The sequence below is a fragment of the Roseateles noduli genome, from assembly GCF_050626985.1.
GTDB lineage: Bacteria > Pseudomonadota > Gammaproteobacteria > Burkholderiales > Burkholderiaceae_C > Roseateles > Roseateles noduli_A.
Genome location: NZ_CP192463.1, coordinates 1,497,576 through 1,518,223, shown reverse-complemented (window position 1 = coordinate 1,518,223; position 20,648 = coordinate 1,497,576). Strand labels below are relative to the sequence as shown.

The 20,648-nt window shown below is 70.1% G+C and carries 15 protein-coding genes and 1 pseudogene; 9 read left to right on the top strand and 7 right to left on the bottom strand.

All coding sequences use genetic code 11. From position 1 onward, the window contains the following. The first annotated feature begins 22 nt into the window (after positions 1-22). Together tagF and ACQ4L4_RS06750 are read left to right on the top strand one after the other, a co-directional pair. Positions 23-733, top strand: coding sequence for a type VI secretion system-associated protein TagF (tagF, locus tag ACQ4L4_RS06755; protein ID WP_431103463.1), 711 nt, complete (start codon positions 23-25; stop codon positions 731-733). 77 nt (positions 734-810) lie between these two features. Then, positions 811-2,334, top strand: coding sequence for a HAMP domain-containing methyl-accepting chemotaxis protein (locus tag ACQ4L4_RS06750; RefSeq protein WP_431103462.1), 1,524 nt, complete (start codon positions 811-813; stop codon positions 2,332-2,334). Between the two features lie 33 nt (positions 2,335-2,367). Here the strand turns inward: ACQ4L4_RS06750 and ACQ4L4_RS06745 are convergent, their stop codons facing one another. Together ACQ4L4_RS06745 and tagH are read right to left on the bottom strand one after the other, a co-directional pair. Next, entirely contained in the window at positions 2,368-3,237 is an 870-nt protein-coding gene (locus ACQ4L4_RS06745) for a PP2C family protein-serine/threonine phosphatase (RefSeq protein WP_431103461.1), read from the bottom strand. Positions 3,238-3,270: 33 nt separating this feature from the next. Next, positions 3,271-5,235, bottom strand: a complete 1,965-nt coding sequence (gene tagH, locus ACQ4L4_RS06740) for a type VI secretion system-associated FHA domain protein TagH (protein ID WP_431103459.1) — start codon at positions 5,233-5,235, stop codon at positions 3,271-3,273. Positions 5,236-5,373: 138 nt separating this feature from the next. Here tagH and ACQ4L4_RS06735 point away from each other — a divergent pair, with 138 nt between their 5' ends. From ACQ4L4_RS06735 to ACQ4L4_RS06720, 4 genes are all read left to right on the top strand, one after another. Beyond that, positions 5,374-6,411: a LysM peptidoglycan-binding domain-containing protein gene (locus ACQ4L4_RS06735; RefSeq protein WP_431103458.1), complete on the top strand. Its 1,038-nt coding sequence runs from the start codon at positions 5,374-5,376 to the stop codon at positions 6,409-6,411. Positions 6,412-6,478: 67 nt separating this feature from the next. After that, positions 6,479-7,630 (top strand): acyltransferase family protein, encoded by a 1,152-nt coding sequence (locus tag ACQ4L4_RS06730; protein WP_431103457.1) that lies wholly within the window; start codon positions 6,479-6,481, stop codon positions 7,628-7,630. A 56-nt stretch (positions 7,631-7,686) separates the two neighbouring features. Further along, complete coding sequence (locus tag ACQ4L4_RS06725; protein WP_431103456.1) at positions 7,687-9,000, top strand: putative DNA modification/repair radical SAM protein; 1,314 nt, start codon at positions 7,687-7,689, stop codon at positions 8,998-9,000. After that, positions 9,000-9,965, top strand: coding sequence for a TIGR03915 family putative DNA repair protein (locus ACQ4L4_RS06720; RefSeq protein ID WP_431103455.1), 966 nt, complete (start codon positions 9,000-9,002; stop codon positions 9,963-9,965). The genes ACQ4L4_RS06725 and ACQ4L4_RS06720 overlap by 1 nt, the downstream gene beginning before the upstream one ends. On the opposite strand, the pseudogene ACQ4L4_RS06715 reads toward ACQ4L4_RS06720, so the two are convergent. Beyond that, positions 9,902-10,069: pseudogene (locus ACQ4L4_RS06715) on the bottom strand (hypothetical protein); the annotation flags it as partial. The gene ACQ4L4_RS06720 and the pseudogene ACQ4L4_RS06715 sit on opposite strands and share 64 nt — an antisense overlap. Positions 10,070-10,983: 914 nt before the next feature. Here ACQ4L4_RS06715 and ACQ4L4_RS06710 point away from each other — a divergent pair. From ACQ4L4_RS06710 to ACQ4L4_RS06700, 3 genes are all read left to right on the top strand, one after another. Further along, positions 10,984-11,412 carry a VOC family protein gene (locus ACQ4L4_RS06710; RefSeq protein ID WP_377155202.1) on the top strand — a complete coding sequence of 143 codons (429 nt, stop codon included), beginning with the start codon at positions 10,984-10,986 and terminating at the stop codon, positions 11,410-11,412. A gap of 102 nt (positions 11,413-11,514) precedes the next feature. Beyond that, positions 11,515-12,846, top strand: a complete 1,332-nt coding sequence (locus tag ACQ4L4_RS06705) for an F-box protein (RefSeq protein WP_431103454.1) — start codon at positions 11,515-11,517, stop codon at positions 12,844-12,846. Positions 12,847-13,051: 205 nt separating this feature from the next. Continuing rightward, positions 13,052-14,620: an F-box protein gene (locus ACQ4L4_RS06700; protein ID WP_431103453.1), complete on the top strand. Its 1,569-nt coding sequence runs from the start codon at positions 13,052-13,054 to the stop codon at positions 14,618-14,620. A gap of 24 nt (positions 14,621-14,644) precedes the next feature. On the opposite strand, the gene ACQ4L4_RS06695 is transcribed toward ACQ4L4_RS06700, so the two are convergent. The 4 genes from ACQ4L4_RS06695 to ACQ4L4_RS06680 all read right to left on the bottom strand — a co-directional run bounded on the left by ACQ4L4_RS06695 (position 14,645) and on the right by ACQ4L4_RS06680 (position 20,644). Continuing rightward, complete coding sequence (locus ACQ4L4_RS06695) at positions 14,645-15,553, bottom strand: hypothetical protein (protein ID WP_431103452.1); 909 nt, start codon at positions 15,551-15,553, stop codon at positions 14,645-14,647. After that, entirely contained in the window at positions 15,550-16,587 is a 1,038-nt protein-coding gene (locus tag ACQ4L4_RS06690) for a polysaccharide deacetylase family protein (RefSeq protein ID WP_431103451.1), read from the bottom strand. Before ACQ4L4_RS06690 ends, ACQ4L4_RS06695 begins: the two co-directional genes overlap by 4 nt. A 212-nt stretch (positions 16,588-16,799) precedes the next feature. After that, a complete protein-coding gene (locus ACQ4L4_RS06685) occupies positions 16,800-19,616 on the bottom strand; it encodes a protein kinase domain-containing protein (RefSeq protein WP_431103450.1) in 2,817 nt (938 codons plus the stop codon). A 125-nt stretch (positions 19,617-19,741) separates the two neighbouring features. Beyond that, positions 19,742-20,644 (bottom strand): type VI immunity family protein, encoded by a 903-nt coding sequence (locus ACQ4L4_RS06680; RefSeq protein ID WP_431103449.1) that lies wholly within the window; start codon positions 20,642-20,644, stop codon positions 19,742-19,744. Between the last annotated feature and the right edge of the window lie 4 nt (positions 20,645-20,648).

The following is a 20,648-nucleotide window of genomic DNA, read 5'->3' as shown; positions in this document are numbered from 1 at the left end:
GTCGCATCAGGAGAGCCCCACCATGAGCGCGCTGCCCGAAGCCCTGAACGCCGCCGGCGATGCCGTGCCCGGCTGGTACGGCAAAGTCACCGCGCTGGGCGACTTCGCCCAGCGGCGGCTGCCGCAGCACTGCGTGCAGCATTGCGACGCCTGGCTGTCCGGGATGATGCAGGACCTCCCGAAGGTGCTTGGCCCGCGCTGGCTCGACACCTACCTGACCGCGCCGGTGCTGCGCTTCGCGTGGGCACCGGGTGTCGTCGACATGAAGTGGTGGTTCGGCGTGCTGATGGCCAGCTGCGACAACGTCGGGCGCTACTTCCCGCTGGTCATCGCGCAGCCACGCGCGCAGCCGCCGGTGGACCGCGCCGGGCTGGATCACCTCGACCGTTGGTACACGGTGCTGGCCAACGCGGCGATGCGCACGCTGGACGACACGGCGACGGTGAACGCGCTGGAGGCGGCGTTGGCCGCGGCCCCGCCCTGGCCGCCGAGCCACGCGGCGACCTTGCCCGCGCCGGAGAACGCGGTGCAGTGGGTCGCCTACACCGCGCCGGCGAGCCTGCTCACGGCGGCGGTGCCGATGCTGGCGGCGGGCGAACTGCTGGAACGCCTGGCCGGCTGCACGGTGTGGTCGCCCAACCCCGAGCCCGGGGAGCAGGTCCACATGCGCTGGGGGCCGGGGCTCCCGTACGTGGAGGCGTTCGCGGCGATGCTGACGCGCAAGACCGGCTGATCTCGCTGGCTCGCGGTGACGGCAGGCGCGAGACCTTCAGCCTCACCTGTGCGACATTGCGCCCCAGGGAGAACCGCATGAAGACATTCGGACGCAGCCTCGCGCTGGGATTCCTGCTGGCCGCGGCGGTGCTGTGCGGCGTCGGCGTCGTCGCCATGAGAAGCGCCTATCTGATGGCGTCCGCGGCCGACGGCGTGACGCAGAGCCATCAGAACTTGCGCCTCCTGGTCGAGCTGCTCAACGACGTGGCCGAAGCCGAGGCCGCGCAGCGCGGCTTCATGCTCACCAAAGACACGGCCTACCTGGCGGCCCTCGACAAGTCGACGGGCGTGGTCACTGCCAGACTTGCCGAGATGCGCGCGACGCCCGCGTGGCGATCCCGGAGCGCGGAGCTCACCAATACCGAACAGGACATCTCCGCGCTCTTCGCGCTGTTCCGTGAGCGCATCGCCGACCGCCAGACGATGAGCCTGGAAGAAACCACGCGATCGCCCAAGGTCAGTCTGGTCCGCCAGGGCATGGAGCGGCTGCGCGAGCGGTTCGCCGCGTTGGAGCGCGACGAGGTCGCGCAACTGGAGATGCGCTCGGCCGAGATGGGCCAGACCACGCGGCTGGTCAAGGGCGTGGGGCTCGGGGGCACGGTGCTCGGTCTGCTGATCGTCGTCGTCACCGGCCTGGTCCTGCAGCGGCTGCTGATGCAGATGGTGGGCGCGTCCGCCGTGGACGTGGCCGAGCGCGCGCGCGAACTGGAAGCCTCATCCCTACGGCAGGCCGGGGCGACGAAGCAGACCTCCTCCGCGGCCATCGAACTCACCGCCACGATGCACGAGGTGCAGGCGGCCGCCAACCAGATCGCGCAGCGCTCGACCGAGGTCGAGGAGATGGCCTCGGCCAGCACGCGCGCCGCCACGGCCGGCGGCCAGGCGATGGCCCGCGCGCGCGAGGCCACCGTCGCGCTGAGCCAGCAGATCGACATGGTCGTCACGCAGATGACGACGCTGGGCAAGGAGGTCCAGGGCGCGTCCACCGTGCTCGGCGCCATCGAGGAACTGGCGGAGCGCACCAACATCCTCGCGATCAACGCCACGATCGAGGCCTACGGCGCCGGCGAGGCCGGCGAGCGCTTCCGCGTGGTGGCCGACGAGATCCGCCGCCTGGCCGAGAAGGTGCGCGCCGACGCGGTGGACATCCGGCGCCAGCTCGACTCGATCCGCAACGTCTCCAACGCCACCATCATGTCGACCGAGGCCGGGGTCAAGGCGGTGGCGGCGAACTCGTCGCTGTTCTCGGAGGCGGAGGCGATGTTCACGCTGATCTCCGAACGCGTGGCCGCGTCCGACCTCGCGAGCAAGGAGATCAAGATGGCCACGCACCAGCAGTCCAGCGCCGGGCGCCAGCTGGAGGTCGCGTTGACCGATGTCGGCCGCGCGACGGCCGACGCGGAACAGGTCGCGCAACGCAACCTGGAGACGGCCGCGGCGCTGTCGACCACCGCGCAGCGCTTGAGCGCGTTCGTGGCGTCGCCGACGCGATGGGAGGCCGCAAGACCTGGCCCCGTCGGCGCATCGCGCCCCGCGCCGCGAGGCGCGCGGGGCAGCTGAAGCGCGAGCGGCCGGCGACCGAGGGCCCGGCGCTCAGAGCGGCATGCGCCGCGTCGACTCGTCCTCTTCTTCCTCTTCCAGCGGGATCGGGCCGGAATCGATGGTCGACTCCTGCACCGCCGTGCCGGCTTCATCCGTGGGCGTCTGGGCCACGGCCGCCAGCACCGGCTCGCCCACCCACAGCGCGATCGCGCTGAAGTTGTCCTGATCGGGCAGCCGGCGCTCCTCGATCACCGCGCGCATCGCCGCCAGCCAGTCGTCCGGCGACCCCGCGTTGCGCAGCGTGTCGTGGATCAGCGTGTCGCCCGCGCTGCCCCACCAGCCGTCGCTGCACAGCAGGAAGACGTCCCCGTCCTGCAAGGGCTGCGGCGCGGTGGTGTGCGGGTTCAGGTCGTCCTCGATGCCGAGGGCGGCCACGAGGTGGTTCTTGTGCGGATGATCCTCCGCCTGCTCGGGCGTCAGCAGGCCGGCCTCGATCAGCATCTGCACGACGCTGTCGTCCTGCGTGATCGTGTCGATGTCGCCGCCGCGGATGCGGTACAGGCGCGAGTCGCCCACGTGCGTCCACAGCGCGAAGTTGCGCTGCGCATCGACGCACAGCGCGACCAGCGTGGTGTGCATGCGGTCGCGGCCCGTGCCCTCGACGCCGCGCCGCACGTCGTCGTGCGCGGCCAGCACCGCGCCGGTCAGCAGCTCGGGGCGCCACGGCAGGGTCGCGTCGCCCAGGCTGGTCTGCATGCGGTGCACGGCGCGGCGCGCGGCCTCGGCCCCGTTGCGGTGGCCACCGGCGCCGTCGGCCAGCACGGCATACCAGCCGGGGCCGTTCTCGTGCGCCACGATGGCGTCCTCGTTGTTGTTGCGCGCGCCTTGTTCGCTGCAGGCGGCGACCCTGATCTTGAGCATGGTGTGAACGACGTGTAGGACAAGTGGCGGGACTCAGGCCCCGCTCTGCTGTGCTTGTTGTTGTGACGGCTGCGAAGCCGCGGAGGCGCCCTGCCCATGCTGGCTCAGGCGCTCGAGTTGATCTTCATAGGCCTCCAGGAAGGCCTTGCCGAACAGTGAGTGGAAGTCCTCCTGCGCCTCGTCCCGGATGGACTCGAAATGCTGCAGGTAGAGCTCCCAGAGCTTGGCCTTGCGGTTCATCGCCAGCACGCTGTCCAGCACCGACCGGCTGGAGAGCTTGGCTTCCAGCGCCTTGGGCTGGAAGCGCGTCAGCACGCCCTCCAGCGCGGCGCGCGTGCCGGCCATCGTGCCGATCGTGTGGCCGACCAGGTCGCGCATCGCGTCCTGCATCGCCGCGGGACCGGGCAGGAAACCGCGCACCGGCGGCTGCAGCAGTTGCTCCAGCGCCGATTGCGCGTCGGGCGAGAACTTCAGCGGGTTGTTCTCGCGCGAGCGGATGACGGTCACCTGCGCGCGCAGTTCATGTTTCGTCGCGGCGCGCACGGCCATCATGCGCAACGCGCCGTCGACCGAGGCGTTCAGCAAGGACCCGATGACACGCATCAGGTCCGGGTTCAAGCCCTGCGGCGGCGCGGCCATGCGGATGCCGGCGCCCTCGCAGAAGGCCTGCCACAGCGCCGCGGTATCGGCGGCCTGGCCCGGGGCAACCGGCGTGGCGGCCACGGCCGGCGCGGGCGGCGGCACGTAAGCGGGCATGGGCGGCGGCACATGCGGCGGCGGCACATGCGGCGGCGGAACCATCGCCAGCGGCGGAGGCGCCACCGCCTGAACCGCAGGCGCCGCGATCGGAGCGCTGACGGGCGGAAGGATGGGCGGCAGGACGGGCGCGACCACGACGGGCGCCACAGCCGGGGCCATCACCGGCGGGACGGCGGCCACAGGGGGTGCCACGGGCGGTTGAGCCGGCGGCAACGGCGGCGGAAGCGGCGTCCGGACTTCCGGCGGCCGGAAGGCCGAATGCAGCGCCGGCGTGTGGTCCGGCAGCGCGGGGGTCTGCGGCTCGGTGTTGGTCGCCGGCGCCGCGGCGCCGAACAGCGCCAGCGGGTCCGACGCCACCGTGTCACGCAGCGCGTCGCCGGGCTTGGACGCGCCGGCCATGAAACCGGCCAGCGGATCGCTGCCGCCGGGCTGCAGGCCGAAGAGGTCGTCCAGCGAGCGGTTGTTGTCGCCCGGCACCAGGTCGGCGAAGGCACCGCCGAAGCCGAGCTCGTCGTTGCGCGCCGGCGGCAGGGCCGGCGCGGGCGGCGGCGCCAGATCCAGCCCGCCGAACGGATCGAAGGACGGGACTCCCCCGGAGACCGGCGACGGCGATGGCGACGCCACCGGTGCGGCGCGGGACGGCGGCGGCGCGAACGGATCGAAGTCGTCCGGCAGCATCATCGGACCGGCCGGCGCGGGCGGCGGCGCCAGGACCGGCGTCGCCGCGAAGGCCGAGACGTGCGGCGCGGGCGCCGGCGAGGTGCTGAAGACGTCGGGCGGCGGCGGCGTGCCGCCGAACAGGTCGGCGAACGGATTGGAACTGGACAAGGCGGCCGGCGCCGGGGCCGGCGACGGTCCGAGCGTCGCCGGACGGGCGAGGTCCGGCGCGCGGCGGATGACCGTCGCGCCGCTGTCGGCGCTGGCTTCGCTCTGCACTTCCAGCAGGTAGCCGCCGATGCGGACCTGGTCCAGATGGCGCAGCGGCACGGCCTGACCCTGCCCCACGGGCTGGCCGGCGACGGTGATCGGGTTGGCGCTGCCGACGTTGCGGATGACGAAACCGCCGGCCTCGGCGCTGATCTCGGCCTGCTGGCGGGAGATGTGGCGCTCCGGGTCCGGCAACGCCATGGTGTTGTTGTCGGCGCGACCGATGGTCCCCCCGGTGGCGTCGAAGCGCGCGGTGATGGGCTGCGTCAGGGGCAGGTCGTTGAGCGACACCGCGCGCAGGGTGAGGGTCATGTGGCTGCCTTTGGGACCTCGGGAGACTGGCATGGGATGTTTGCGTGACAATGGCCGCGCTTCAATGAACGAAAGTCACCTGAGAGGGGCTTGTCGCTGTTTCATACTCCACCCCGCTCGAATCCCGACGTGATGCCGATGTCGACCACCTTCCGTTCCGACGCTCCGATTTCCCTGACCCCGACCGCGCAAGCGGCGCGGGGCCGCGGCCATTCCCCCCTTGCTGCCGGTACGGCCCTGCTGCTGAGCCTGGCGCTCGCGGCCTGCGTCACGCCGGCCCCGCCGCCGCCGCCGCCGCCCGATCCGGTGGTGACGGCGCCGCCGCCGCCCCCTCCTCCGCCCGAGCCCGTGCCGCCGACCGCGGCCGAGCAGGCGCTGGCGCAGAAGACCGCCATGCAGGCGATCGAACTGCTGGAGGCCGGCCAGGAAGACCAGGCCCGCAACGAGCTGCAGCGCGCGCTGCAGCTGGATCCGGGCAACAAGCTGGCCAACAACCTGATGCGCCAGATCACCGCCGATCCGGTGGCGCAACTGGGGCGCGAATCCTTCGCCTACACGGTGCAGTCCAGCGACACGCTGTCGCGGATCGCGGGCCGCTTCATGGGCGACATCTATTCGTTCTACATCCTGGCCCGCTACAACGACATCCGCGTGCCGCGCCAGGTGTCGGGCGGCCAGGTGCTGCGCATCCCCGGCAAGCCGCCGGCGGGTCCGCTGTATCCGCGTCCGTCGGCCAGGCCGGACCCGAAGGCGACCGCCGCGGCCGCGGCCGCCGCGGCAGCCACGCAGCCCCCCCCGCCGCCCGCGACGACGACGGTGGCCGCCGCCCCGACGCCGGCAGCGCCGCCGCCGCCGCCGGAACTCTCGCCCGGCGAGAAGGCGATGCGCGCCGGCGATGCGCATGAGCGCGCGGGCCGCTTCGACAAGGCGCTGGAAGAGTACCGCCGCGCCGAGGCCGCCGATCAGCCGGGCGCCGGCGCCAAGATCGAGGCGGTGCGCAAGAAGCAGATCGCCAGGGCCACGCTGGCCGCCCGCACCGCCTTCGCCAAGCAGGACCTGGCCGGCGCGATCAAGGGCTGGGACAACGTCCTGCAGCTCGATCCGGACAACGAGCTCGCCAAGCTCGAACGCCAGAAGGCCGCCACGCTGAAGGCGAAGGCGGACCAACTGAAGTGACCGGTCATCGCTGACCGCATGCGAAAGAGGCGCCCCGGGCGCCTCTTCGCTTTTGAAGCCCATCCCCATGGACTCCCGCACCCCGCGCAACTTCGCCATCGACTGCCTGCGCGGCGTGGCCATCCTGTTGGTGGTCGTGCACCACCTGGCACTGCCGTTCCGGCTGCCGCTGGCGCCGAGCCTGCTCGGCCCGTGGGTGCCCAAGCGCCTGATCGACGCCGTCAGCTTCAACGGTTACGAGGCGGTGTTCATGTTCTTCGTGATCTCCGGCTTCCTGATCACGACGCGCCTTCTCGAGCGCCACGGCGATCTCCACCGTGTCGATCTGGGCGCCTTCTACCTCGCCCGCGCGCGCCGCATCCTGCCGCTGCTGCTGGTCGTCCTGGCCGTGCTGACGCTGCTGGCCGCGCTCGGCGTGCCCGACTTCGCGCCCTCGTCGAAGCAGTCGCTCGGCGGCCTGCTGGGTTCGGCGCTCACCTTCACCTTCAACTGGTATGAAGGCCGGACCGGCTGGGCACCGGCCGCGTGGGACGTGCTGTGGTCGCTGTCGATCGAGGAGGTGTTCTACGTCGGCTTCCCGCTGCTGTGCCTGATGCTGCCGCGCCCACTGCTGGTCGTCGCGCTCACCGTGCTGGCGCTGAGCCTGCTGCCCTTGCGCTCGCTGGTGCCCGTCAGCAACGAGGTCTGGTGGGAGAAGGCCTACCTGCCCGGCATGTCCGCCATCGCCTGGGGCGTGCTGGCCGCCCTCGCCGTCCAGCGTTGGCGGCCGGGCCCGCGCGACGCGCGCGCCCTGGCGATCTTCGGCGGCTTCTGCGTGCTGCTGGTGATCGGGTGGGGCGACCTCGTCCACCGCCATCTGTTCAAGAGCGGCATGTACGGCCTGTGCGTCGGCACCTGCGCGATGCTGATCGCGTTCCGGGCGCACGCGCCGGCCCCGCGCGCCGGCCTGAACTGGCTCGCGCGCATGGGCCGGCTCAGCTATGAGCTCTACCTGAGCCACATGGTCGTCGTGCTCGGCACCGTGGCGCTCTATCGCTCATTGCTGGGGACTTCGCAGGCGTGGACCTTCGTCGTGTATGTGCCGGCGGTCGCCGCGTGCATCGGCCTCGCGATCGCGCTGGAGCGTCTCATGGTGCGTCTGGCCGAACTCGTCACGGGATCGACGCGGGCGACGCGGCACGCCCGTGCAGGCGCCAAGGACATCGCACCCGGCAACTGAGGCGAACCTGCCGGGAAGCTGTATATTCATACAGTAGTCATTCTTCCGGCAGTGCCATGGACCTCCCCCGCAAGCTCGCCATCCTGGCGGACGCCGCCAAGTACGACGCCTCCTGCGCCTCCAGCGGCACGGACGCGCGCGATTCCCGCGGCGGGACCGGCATCGGCTCGACCGAAGGCATGGGGATCTGCCACAGCTACGCGCCCGACGGCCGCTGCATCTCGCTGCTGAAGATCCTGCTGACCAACCATTGCCAGTACGACTGCCTCTACTGCGTGAACCGGTCGTCGAGCAACGTGCCGCGGGCGAAGTTCAGCGTCGAGGAGGTCGTCGCGCTGACGCTGGACTTCTACCGGCGCAACACGATCGAGGGCCTCTTCCTCAGCAGCGGCATCATCAAGAGCCCGGACTTCACGATGGAGCAGGTCGTGCGCGTCGCGCAGGTCCTGCGCGAGGAGCATGACTTCCGCGGCTACATCCACCTGAAGACGATCCCCGATGCCAGCGAGGAACTGCTGCGGCGCGCCGGCCGGTATGCCGACCGGCTCAGCATCAATGTCGAGTTGCCGACCGATGTCGGCTTGAAGGCGTTGGCGCCCGACAAGGACACCGCCGCCATCCATCGTTCGATGGGCCGCCTGCGGCTGCACATCGACGATGCGAAGGACGCGCACCAGGCCGCCGCCAAGGCGCCGATCCGCGTGATGCCGGGCGCCGCCGCGCGTGCCGCCCGACCTCCCCGCTTCGCGCCGGCCGGCCAGAGCACGCAGATGATCGTCGGTGCCGATGCCAGCGACGACCGCAGCATCCTGCGCAGCAGCGCCGCGCTCTACGGGCGCTTCCGGATGCGGCGCGTCTATTACTCGGCCTTCAGTCCCATCCCCGATGCCGCACGGGCGCTGCCGCTGATGGCGCCGCCGCTGGTGCGCGAGCACCGGCTCTACCAGGCCGACTGGCTGATGCGCTTCTACGGCTTCGATCACGAGGAGATCGTCGACGACGGCACCGGTCTGCTGCGGCTCGATGTCGATCCCAAGCACGCGTGGGCGCTCGCGCATCCGGAGCGCTTCCCGGTCGACCTCAACCTGGCGCCGCGCGAAATGCTGCTGCGCGTGCCGGGCCTCGGCGTGGGGTCGGTCGACAAGCTGCTCGCCGCACGCCGTGTGCGCCGCCTGCGCGCCGAGGACCTGCGGCAGATGAAGCTGCCCGCGCGCAAGGTGCTGCCCTTCGTGGTCGTCGACGGCCACAGACCCGCGGCGACGGCGATGGCCGCGACGTCCGTGGCCACGGGCTCCCCGGGTCCGACAGCGCGGGCCGATTCGATGATGGCGCCGGCCATGCCGGTGCCGACGCAGATGGGCCTGTTCTGATGGTCCATGTCCGGCTCGACGGCCCCATCGATCTCGACGGCTTCCGTCAGGCAGCGAAGCGGCTGATGGCGCTCGGCATCCCGCCCGACGACGTCGTCTGGACCACGGGCGATGCAGGTGACGGCCTGTGGGGCGACGACGATCAAGGGAACGGACTTCCGCTCGGACTTCCCCAAGGGCTGCCGCCCGGGCTGGATGCGGCGACTGCGGCCTCCATGGCGGCAGCAACGGCGGCGACGCTCACCGTGCCCGCGGCCTTCCTGTCGCTGTGCCGCACCGCCCTGCTCCACGCCGAGCCTCAGCGGTTCACGCTGCTGTACCGGATGCTGTTCCGCCTGAAGACCGAGCCCGGCTACTGGCGCGACACGCTCGACGCGGACCGCCGCCGGGCGGAGCGGCTGGAACGCGAGGTCCGCCACGAGATCCACAAGACGCATGCCTTCGTCCGCTTCGTGCCCGTCGAAGACGCCGATGGCGAGCGCCTGGTCGCATGGTTCGAACCGACGCACCACACGATCGAGGCCGCCGCGCCCTTCTTCGCCCGGCGCTTCGCCAACCTGCGCTGGGCGATCCTGTCGCCGCGTTGCTCGGTGTCGTGGGACGGCGAGGCGCTGCAGATCGGCCCCGGCGGCCGGCGCGAGGACGCGCCGCCGCCGGACGCGGGCGCGGTGCTGTGGTTGACCTACTACCGCAGCATCTTCAATCCCGCGCGGTTGAAGGTCGCGATGATGGAACGCGAGATGCCGCGCCGCTACTGGGCGAACCTGCCGGAAGCGGCACTGATCGAACCGCTCGTCGCGCAGGCCGGGGGCCGTGTTCAGGCGATGCTGGACGCGGGACCGACCTCGCCGCGCCGCATCCGCGAGATCGAGCGCCCGCGCAGCGCCAACGCGGCGACGCCGGCGATCAGCAGCGCCCAGGTCGACGGTTCCGGCGCGGGCGACGGCACCGCGGACAGCGCGTAGTTGAAGCCCGATGCCGACGACAGCGAATAGTCGATGACATTGCCGTTCCAGTCGGTGACCTGCGAGATCCCGCCCCAGTAGATCGTCGGCGCGTTGGCGGCCATCGAGGCCGTCGCCGACGGCCCCGCCGCATTCAGGTGGCTGGTCATCTCCAGGTAGAAGTCCATGTTCGTCGCGTGCCCCGCGAAGATCGCCGCGGAGAAGCTGTAGACCGCGTACACGTCGCCGATCGGGCTGCTGTTCCACTGGTTGTCGGTGACGACGCTGCCGTCGTGGGCGAGCGTGGTGGTGCTCTGCCAGGCGGTCGTGTAGAAGCCGTCGAGCTGATGGACCAGGGTCCAGTCCAGCGACCCCGCCGGCGCGGTGTCGCCGGCGCCGCCGGTCATCGACGCCGAGGTGCCGCCCGCGATCACGATGTTGTAGTGGACGATCAGCTCCGGATCGAAGCTGCCGTCGTTGCGCGTGAAGGTCAGCGCATCGGTCTGGTACGCCGTCAGCGAGGTCGACGAGGTGCCGCTGCCCGTGACGCTCGTGGCAAGGCTGCCCGACAGGTAGCCCGGACCCAGCCGGGTCGACGCCGACGCGGTGGCGCTGAAGGGCGTGCCCGACGCGTCCGTGCCGCTCTCGCTCGCGGACGCGTTCAACGATCCGGGCGTGCCATGGTTCGATCGACTGTCGGTCGCGGATCCGGCGCGGACCTCGATGGTCTGCTCGGGTCCGGCGGGCGGATTGAATTGCGCCTGCGCCTGGGGCGCGACCGCCCAGAAGAGTGCGGCAAGGAGAAACGGTTTCATGAGAGGGCTGCTTTCGGAGACGTGCGAGGCACGAGAAGGCTTCCGCGAGCAAGCGCGGGGCCCATCGAGCGCTCGCGCTGTCCCGCACTCCGGGGGCGCCGAACGGCGACGCAGCAGGAACGAACGGCACGGACGTCGCGTCAGGATAAGAACGCCGATTGCCCGTCCATTTCACTGGACGTTTCACTGGACGTTTTCACCGCCAAGATTTCAAGGAGATCCCCATGGAAACGCAGGAACTGCATCGCGGACGCCTCATCGACCACCTCCAGCTCGTCGTGCGGGATCTGCCCGCCAGCCGGAAGTTCTACGAGGCGATCCTGCCCCCGCTGGGCGTGCCGATCGGCGGCTCGGGCGACGACTACTTCTGGGCTGACGAGCTGTTCGTGTCGACCGCCGACAGCCAGGCCGCGCAAGGGCACCTCACCGGCCGCCACCACCTGGCCTTCCAGGCCAAGGACCGCGCGGCGGTGGATGCCTTCCACAAGACCGCGCTGGCCAACGGCGGCACCGACAACGGCGCCCCGGGCGAGCGGCCCTACCACCCGGGCTACTACGCGGCGTTCGTGCTCGACCCGGACGGCAACAACATCGAGGCGGTCTTCCACGGCGAGGCGAAGCGGAGCGCGGCGTCGGTCAAGGTGACCTTCTGAAGGCGCGAACCTCTCGTCGTCCCGGAGCACCAAGCAGACCCCTGCGCCGGGATGGCTGTCGTTCGACTGTCGCAAAAGCGCATGCCTTCAACGAACGCCACCATGCTGCCCTCCCCGGATTTCAAACGATTTGAGTTCGAAGCCTCACAGCCCATCGACGACGAACCGCCGCCTTCCGGCGAGGCGGAGGCCCGCCAAGATCGCGGATTGAACGAGCTGCCGGAGGAAATGCTGGACCAGATTGCCGGGCACCTGCCGATGCGATCGTTGCAGGCTCTGGCGTGTGTGAACCAGCGCATGGGAAGCATCGTCGACTGGCAGTACGAATTGAAGCAGAGGACGCTCCAACAAGACATCGAGCGATTCTCATGGACGTCCGGGCTGGACGACTTCCGGTCTCTGCTGTTTCTCGTCCGACGTCTTCCGCGCGAGGATCAGATCGCGCCGCTCCAGGCGTTGTATGCGCGTCTTGATCGATTGCCCGAGGCTCAACGCAAGCCGGCTGCGGCTGCAGTTCTGAGGGACCTGTCCGGGTTGTCCGAACGCTTGGTCAGTCAGTTGAGAGTCCTCGCGAACCACGGTTCGGCCGCCAGCGCCGTCATTGCTGGTGAGCCTGTCCTTGACATCGCGAACTGCTTTGGAATTCGCAACACCGATGACTTGGACCGGCTGGCCCTCAGCCACGGTCCCATCCAGGCAGCCATCGATGCAGGCGAAGACAGTTCGGAAGTCCTGAAGCGTTATCAAGTTCCTCGCCACCTGCTACCGTTGGAGTCCTCGTCGCCGCACCTGTCCAAGTCTTTTCAAGGGGTGCAGGATCCTTCGCTCTACATGGCCCGTCTGCAGCAAACCCGTCGCGCTGTCCGTCAGGGCGAACCTGTGGACGCGGCTGTGAATCGATGCTTCGAAGGGGTCGACTTCCGCCCCACCGATCGACGCCGCCTGGTGCTGTGCGCGGTCGACGGTGTCGCCGGGGAAGCCGCCGCCCGGGGGGATCACCTCGATGCCATCGCGCAGAAGCATGACATTGACACCGAGGCCGGACGGATAGAACTGGAACGCCGCGCCTGCAACGGAGCTGCCGGAGAAAAGGCCCTGGCAGGAGAGAACGTGGCTGCGGTGGCGCGACAACATGGCATTCGATCCGAGCCCTACCTGTTGGCGCTGATGGGCGTGGCGATGAGGGGCGTACCAGGCGACGAGGTCAGGACGGGCGAGAAGACCGTGGAACAGGTGACCCGCGAACATGGCCTCGATCTCTCACAGATCGCGAATGCCATGGAGGAAGGAAGGACATCGCCCCAACGGACCGGCCTGCTTCCACATAGCTTCCTCAGAGCAATGAGTGACTTGTGGTACCGCGTGCCAGGCGCAGCCGAGTTTCTCGAGCACGAGGCCAAGTCAGGCAGAGCGTCCTCCGTACCAAGGGTGTGAGCCATCCCCGGGAACGCTCACGCGTTCACTTCCCGTCGACCTTGTTCTTCGCCGTCGGAGCGGCGGCAGGCGCGGCGACCGGTGGGCACGTGCCTTCGCCGACGTGCCCATCCCGCGGATTCCAGAGGCGAACCGTCGCCGTTTCCCGGTCACATAGCTCATCCCCCTTGTCCAGGTTGTCCGCCATCGAGGCAGACACGGAGACATGAGCAACCGGAGAACCATTGTCATGGTCAGAACATCGCCCCAATGGGGAAGCACGATCCCCTCGTCCCCCACCGAAGCGGCGACCGAGGCGGTGACCGAAACGGCAATCGACACCGCAATTGACACCGCAATCGACACGGCACCCCGAACACTGCCTCCGTCTGGCGGAATGCCGAATCCGCAGCGCGCGGGCCTGATGTACCTGCCGCAGGAGATGCTCGAGCAGGTCGCCGATCACCTTCCGGCGAAGGATCTGAGGGCGCTGGCGCTCACGAGCAGGGAAAGCGCACGGGCCGTCGACTACCAGTTGAAGCGGGCGATGATCTCCCACCAGATCGCCCGGATCTCCGGAAAGGCGCAGCCTCCCTGGGGCGAACGACTCGAGACCTTTCAGCGACTGCTGACTGCCATCCAAGGGCTCCGCAAGAGCGATCAGCCCCGGCAAGCGCTGCAGGCCCTGAGTGCATGCCTCGATCTGATGCCGGAAGCGGAATGCCGACAGGCCGCGGCGAACTTGCTGACTTTGCATCCGCTGCTGCCGGAGTCACTGCACGAGCCCTTGAAGATCCTGGCCGAACACGGTTCGCCCACGCTCGCCATCGCTGGCGGCGTGAGCGTCGAAACGATCGTTCGCCACTTCTATCCGTCCTGCGAAGGACGGGCGCGGAACGATCTTCTTCTCAGGCTCGAGAGCACGGCGATCCACCTGGGTCCCGCCGAGGAAGCCATCAAGGCGGGTGAAGATCCGGACGAGGTTGCCCAGCGCCTCGGCATTGACAGCAACTTCGCGTGGGCGTTGAAAAGGCGGATCGACCGGAGAGGCGATGTGCTCCCTGCCGTGCCGCCCGGTGCCCTGCCTGTCGCTCGACGAGCGGCCCGTGGGGGAGAAAGCGTGGAGGCAGTGGCACTGCGTCTTCGGCTCACCCGGCAGCGCGACATCGAGGACCTGGAGTTGTTCGCGGCCGAAGGCGCCGCGGGAGAAGCGGTGGCCTTGGGCGAGCCCGTCGATCAGGTGGCGGCGAGGCATGGCATCCGAAGCGTCAACGGACGCTGGGCCCTGGAGCGCACGGCCTGCTGCGGGGCGGCTTGCGATGCGGTCAGGCATGGCCACCTGGTGGATGCCACGGCGGACCGCCACGGCATCCTGGACCCGCTGAACCGCTACCACCTGCTGCTCCAGGCGATGGCGGCAAAGCCCGGCGACGCGGTCAGGAACGGGGCGTCCGTCGAGGACGTGGCGCGTCTCCATGGCATCGACCTGTCTGCGCTCGCCGTCGAACTGCAAGCCCGCGCGCCCCAGCGGCACAGCGAGCTCAACCCCGGCTTCCCCGGAGGCCACGGAGACCACGGAGACCACGGAGACCACGGAGAGGAAGACGATGCGGCGTATGTGCAAAGAATGACGCAGAGCCACTACCAGTGGCTCGTCGACGACCTCAAGCGCCACGCCGAGTCGCGTCCGGAGAGTCGCCTGCAATTCAGGCGTCGGTTCATGACCTTCCTGACGGAAGTCCCCGCCCGCGAACGTCCTGGAGCCACGGGGCACGAGCCCCCGGCCCCGGCCTGAGGCGAGGCCCGCCCCGGCGGCGCTTCACTTCTTGTCGACCTTGTTCTTCGCCGTCGCCGCCGCGGCAGGTGCGGGCGCAGAGGACTTCGCGGCCGATTCGTCGATCAGCTGCCGCATCATGGCCGTCGCGCGCGCATTCTTGGGGTCCACGCGCAGGCACTTCTGCAGCACCATGATCGCCCCGGACTTGTCGATCGTCGCCAGCTTCTCGGCCTTGCGCACGTAGAGGTCGGCCAGCAGCCGCTTCGCCGACGGATCGTTGCGATCCTGCGGCGCACGTTTCTCCAGCAGGCGGATGGGCTCGTCGACCTCGCCCTGCGCGGCCAGCATCGCGATGTGCTCCAGCTCGTTGCGGTCCGGACCGGCGGCGGCCGCCGCGGCCTGGGCCGACTCCTTCGCCGGGGTGCCCGAGCTCGACGCCTGCGCCTTCGCGGGCGAGGCCGGCTTCGCCGCGACCGGCGGCGGCGCGGCCTTGCGCAGCGTCACGCGCGCCGGCTTGCCGAGGTAGCTCTTCTGGTTGCGTTCCTTCTCGAGCGCGCGCAGCGCATCGGCGGCCGCCTCGTTGTCCGGCTGCAGCGACAGCGCCGCGAGGTACTGCGTCGTCGCACCGTCGAGGTCGCCGCGCTTCTGCGCGGCCCGGGCCTTGTCCAGGCGCTCGCTCACGCCGCTGTCGATCTGCTGCCGCGTCGCGGCCAGGCTGTCGCGATAACCGGCATTGTCCGGACGCAGCACCGTCAGCGCCTCCCAGGTCCAGGCGGCGTCGGCCAGCTGGCCATCCTTCACCTGCTCCTGCGCACGCTGGACCTGCGCCTGCTCGAACGCCGACGGCGGCGCGCCCGCCGTCCCTTCCGGGTTGCGCAACGCGCCGGGGCCGCCGGTACAGGCCGACAGCGCGACGGCCATCACCAGGGCCAGTGCAACGGCGGCTCTCATGGGGTCGGTCCGATGCGTCGGCTGGTCTGCAGCCGGGCCTTGAAGGCCTCGAGGTCGTGGTCGCCAAAGATCATCGTGCGGCGCAGCATCAGCGGCTGCGCGTAGAAGGCGTTGCCGCCCGGGTTGACGGTCACTGCCAGCGTGTACTTCTGGCGCGTCAACGCGTCCAGCACCAGCTCGTTGGCGTCGCCGTAGGGATAGGCGTAATGGCGCACCTGACCGGCCGTGCCGAGCTTCTGCTCGATCAGGTCGCGCGGGCCGGCGGTCTCGCTGTCGAGGTTGCGCTTGTAGCGCTCCTCGTTCTCGCCGGTGGTGCGTTCGATCAGGTTGCGATGCGACTTCGAGTGCGACTGGATGTCCATCAGCCCCGAGCCCTGCATCTCCGCCAGCTGCGGCCAACTCACTGCGTCGCCGCCCGCGCCGACGAAGTCGGTGTAGACGAACATCGTCGCCGGCATGCCGAGCTTGCGCAGCACCGGATAGGCCAGCTTGTAGACCGACTCGTAGCCGTCGTCGAAAGTGATCACCACGGCCTTGGGCGGCAGCGGCTCCTTGCCGTCGAGGTAACCCGCGAGTTGCGACAGCTTGACGACGCGGTAGTCGTTCTTCGCGAGCCACTCCATCTGCGCCGCGAAGTTGGCCTGGGACACGGCCATCTTGCCGCCTACCGTGCCGAGACGGTGATAGCAGAGGATGGGCACGGTCTGCAGCTGGCCCGAGCGCACGCCCAGCGGGCTCATCGGCTTGAGCGGCACGATCAGCGGCTGGCCCGGCTCGGCCTTCGTGGCGCCGCTGTTGGCCTCGCTGATCTGCCAGTCGCGGTCCTCGCTGCCGAGCAGCCGGCCCGCGATGCCGCGCAGCGACTCACCGGCCACCGGCACGTAGATCAGCAGCCGGTCGCTGCGCGCGACGATCTCGCCGTTGGCGGTGGTCGAAGGCGCCTTCACGGGCGCGGGCTCGCTCAGCGGCGGCGTCGCGGTCGGCGGCGCGACGCAGCCGGTCAGCGCGAGCACCATGGCCACTGCGGCGGCCATGACAGCGCCGCCAGGCATCGAACGACGCGGTCGAACTCCCTCTCCCGCTTGCGGGAAAGGGTGGGCGTGAGGGCCAGCGGCCGGCGAAGTACGGCGGGTCGCTTCATGCGTGAGGCTGCCGGCCCTCACCCCTGCCCTCTCCTGCAAACGGGAGAGGGAGCCCCCCCGAGGGGCACCGATGCCGATGCGCATGAATCCGTTCAACACGAGCATCAGGCAGCTCCTGGCGTAGACGGCGGGACGGGCTGGGTCTGCTCGTCCGAGGGCGCGGCGGCGACCGGCGCCTTGGGCTCGGCCGACGAGGCCTGAGCCGCCTGGGCCGCCTGGGCAGCCTCCGCGGCCTGCTGCCGGGCCGCGGCCAGCGCGCCGGACTTGCGCCCGATCGTCGTCGGCGCCTCGGCCTTCGCCGCGGAGGCCGCCAGCGCCTGCTTGTCCTGCAGCGCCTGCGCCATGCGGTCGAAGGCGGCGTAGAGCAGGCCGAATTCGTCCTTGCGCTGCTCGCGGATGCGGAAGTCGACGCGGCCGCGGCCGATCTCGTCCAGCGCCTCCACGACCAGCTTGATGGGCCGCGAGAACCAGTTGGCGACGAAGAACATCGCGATCGCCACGGCCAGCACCGTCGTCACCGCGAGCACCGCCATCAGCGTGCGCGACAGCCGCGCGACGCTCTCCAGCGGACGCTCCGGCAAACCGAGCGCGACGCGCCCGACGGTCTTGTCCTGGAAGGTGATCGGCGAATCGAAACCCAGGATCGCCGCGCCGCCCGCCGCGTGATACCGCGTGCGCTTGACGGCGCCCTGCGCGCCCAGCGTCTCGCCCGGCGGCGCCTGATACGGCTTGCCGACGGTGTCGGGCAGGCTGGACGCGGCGACCACGCCGGCGCGGTCGATGACGGTGACGCTCTCGAAGTCACCCGTCTTCATGATCTCCTGCAGCGAAACGTCGACGGAGACCCAGTCCTCGCCCAGCGCCGCGGTGGCGTTCTGCGCGGCGATGAAGCGCGACAGCGCGGTGCCGTAGTCGGCCACCTGCTGCATCAGCGCGGCGTTCTGGCGCTGGCTGATGATGGAGCCGCTCACGGCCATCACGATGGCGACGATGCCGGCCATCATCGCGGCCCATTTCACGCGCAGCGGGATCAGCTTGGAGCGGCCCTTGTTGCGCGCTTCCTCGTCGATCTCGTTGAGCACCTTGACCAGCGAATCGGCGAGTTCGGCGCCGGTCTGGAAGCGGTTGTCCGGCGCCTTGGCCATGCAGCGGTCGACGACGCGGCGCAGCGACGCGGGGATCTCTGGGCGCAGCTTGTTGAGCGGTGTCGGGTCGTCCTTGGCGATCTTGAGCGCCAGGTTCACCACGCTGTCGCCGGTGAACGGGCGCACGCCGGTGAGCATCTGGTACAGCACGATGCCGACCGAGAACAGGTCCGAGCGGCCGTCGATCTTCTCGCCGTTCATCTGCTCGGGGGCCATGTATTGCGGCGTGCCGAGCACGTCGCCGACGCGGGTGCGCTGCTCCCCCTTGGTGGACTCCATGTGGGCGATGCCGAAGTCCATCACCTTGATGTCGAGCGTGCCGCGCACGCGGGCGATGTTGCCGGGCTTGATGTCGCGGTGGACGATGCCGCGCTTGTGCGCGTAGTCGAGCGCGCGGGCCAGCTGGATGGCCATCACGACGGTGTCGCGGATGGGCAGCGGCGTGCCGGGCTCGAGCAGGTCGGCCAGCGGCTCGCCGTCGAGCAGCTCCATGGCCATGTAGGGCCGGCCGTCGACCTCGCCCACGTCGTGCACGGTGACGATGTTGGGGTGCGACAGGCTGCCGGAGGCGCGCGCCTCGCGCAGGAAGCGGGCGTGGTATTCCTCGTCCTCGCACAGCGAGGCGTGCAGGAACTTGATCGCCACGTCGCGGCCGATGCTCGGGTCGTGGGCCTTGAACACGCTGGCCATGCCGCCGCGTCCGATGCGGTCCAGCACCTGGAAGCGGCCGACCTGGCGCACGGGGGCCTCGTTGCTCGCGACCTTCGCGGCGAGCGTGCCGCCCGGCAGCGTGCCGGTGGACGGACGCCGCTCGGGCTCGGGCGGCAGGGCGCGCAGCGCCGCCACGGCGGCTGCGGCATCGGGATCGAGCACGGTCTCGGCGAATTCGGACGCGCCGAATTCGGATTCCTCGGCGTCGGCCACGGGCGCGGCGAACGGCGTCACCGACGCAGCGGGCGGGGCCACCGGCGGGGCGACCGGCACGACAGGCGGCGTCGCGTCGGGGGCCGCGGGCGCCACGGGCGGCTTGGCCACCGCCTCGACGGCGGGCGGCTTCGCCACGACGGCCTTCGCGGCCGGAACGAGCACGGTTTCGTTGCCGGTCGCCGCGGGCGACGGGATCGATGCGGCCGGCGCCGACGGCGACGAGGTCGTGGCCGGGGCAGCCGACGGCGTGGCCTTGGCGGCGGACGCAAGTGCCGCCGCGGGAACGATCACCGTTTCATTGCCCGAGGGCTCGACGTCCGCGAGCGACTTGGCGGCGGCCGCGGGCGGCTCGACCGGCGCGACGGGTGGAACGGGCTGGGCGGGCGCCGAAGGCGTCGGGGCAGGAGTCACGGAAGAGGCTTCAGCGGGAATGGCGGATTCGGCGGCGGGCGTCGAGGGGGCGGGCGTCGAGGGGGCGGGCTTCTCGGCGTGCGTGCGCGGGGTCAGCAGCGGGGCGGGCGCGATGACGGTGTGGTCGGTGTCGACGGGGATGTCGGCCGGCTTGCGACCGGCGCGCATCGAGAAGGTGTCGGGGAACGTCGGATCGATGAAGCTGATCTCGCGCTCATGCTGGACCGTCTCGGGGCCCTCGTCATGAGGCGGCTCCGGCTCCGGATCCGGCGCCGATGCGGGAACGGCGCGGTTGGCGGCGGTGTTCGGGGGCATGCGGTCCAGCGGCGCGCCGGCCGGCACGATGCGTGTCGCGTCCGGATCGAGCGTGGGATCGTCGGCCACCGCCGGTGCGTTGCCCGGCTTGGCCGAGCGGGGATTGCCTTCTTTTCGTGACATCGAACGCCTCGCCGCGGCGAGGATCGCCGCCCAATGCGCATCGTCCCTGTCACGGGGATCGGGGGCAATGAACGAAAGTCACCAGAGCAAGGTCCTGGAGTTCGCTAAGCCCCACCCTGGTCGGTTCAGAAGAAGCGCGCGACCCAGCGGTCCCCCACTTCCGAGTCCATCGTCGGATAGCTGATCTTTTCCAGATACTCGTCGCTGACCCAGACGGGCCGGAGCGCATTCGCAACAGCCCGGTACACGGGTAACGGATCGTTGCGGTTGACATCTCCGGCGACCGGCTCAACGCCCGCTTGGACAAGCACCGCGCCGTCCTTCAGGTCCATCACCCGGCAATCGGCCGGCAGGACATCCCTCAACGCGCCACCACCGCCTAGCCGGTCCGCATGGCGGGGTCCCAAGGCCGTGAGCCAGTTGATGGTCATGAGACCGGCGGGTGCATGAAGCACCAGGAACGAGAAGTCGCCCATGGCCAGTCCCGGATGCCGCAGCAGCCGGGGGACCGAGTGAGTCTCGAACGCGTCAGTCGCGTCGTTGTGCTCGGCATTCCAGCCGAATGCGGGGCCACACAGCCCGTAGTTGAGCGGCAGCCCTGCAAGCATCGAGGCGAAGACCTCCCGCAGCGCATCCGGGCCGTCACGCAGGACATCGAGCGGCAGAAGAATCTGGATGCCACCCCGCGACAATTCCCTCGACGGCGCGTAGTGCACCGCGTCAAAAGCGGGCGGCGTGGCGTCAGCGTCAGGTTCTGCCGCCTGGAAGTGCGCACCGAAGGAGCCGCTGCCCAGCGTCAGGTCCGCATCGAGCCAGCGCGAAACGTCCGCCCACTCCGAAGGCTCGAAGGGGCGCATCGCTTCGTCGTCGTAGTCGCTGCAGAGACGGATGCTTGCGCCGAACCGTTGCATGAAGCCGTCATACAGGCGCTGGATCGCCGGCATGGCCGGCGCGAGCGGCCCGTCGAGCAGCAGGACGATCTCGATGCAGAGGTCGACCAGTCGGACACCGTCTTCATCGACGGTCACTTGT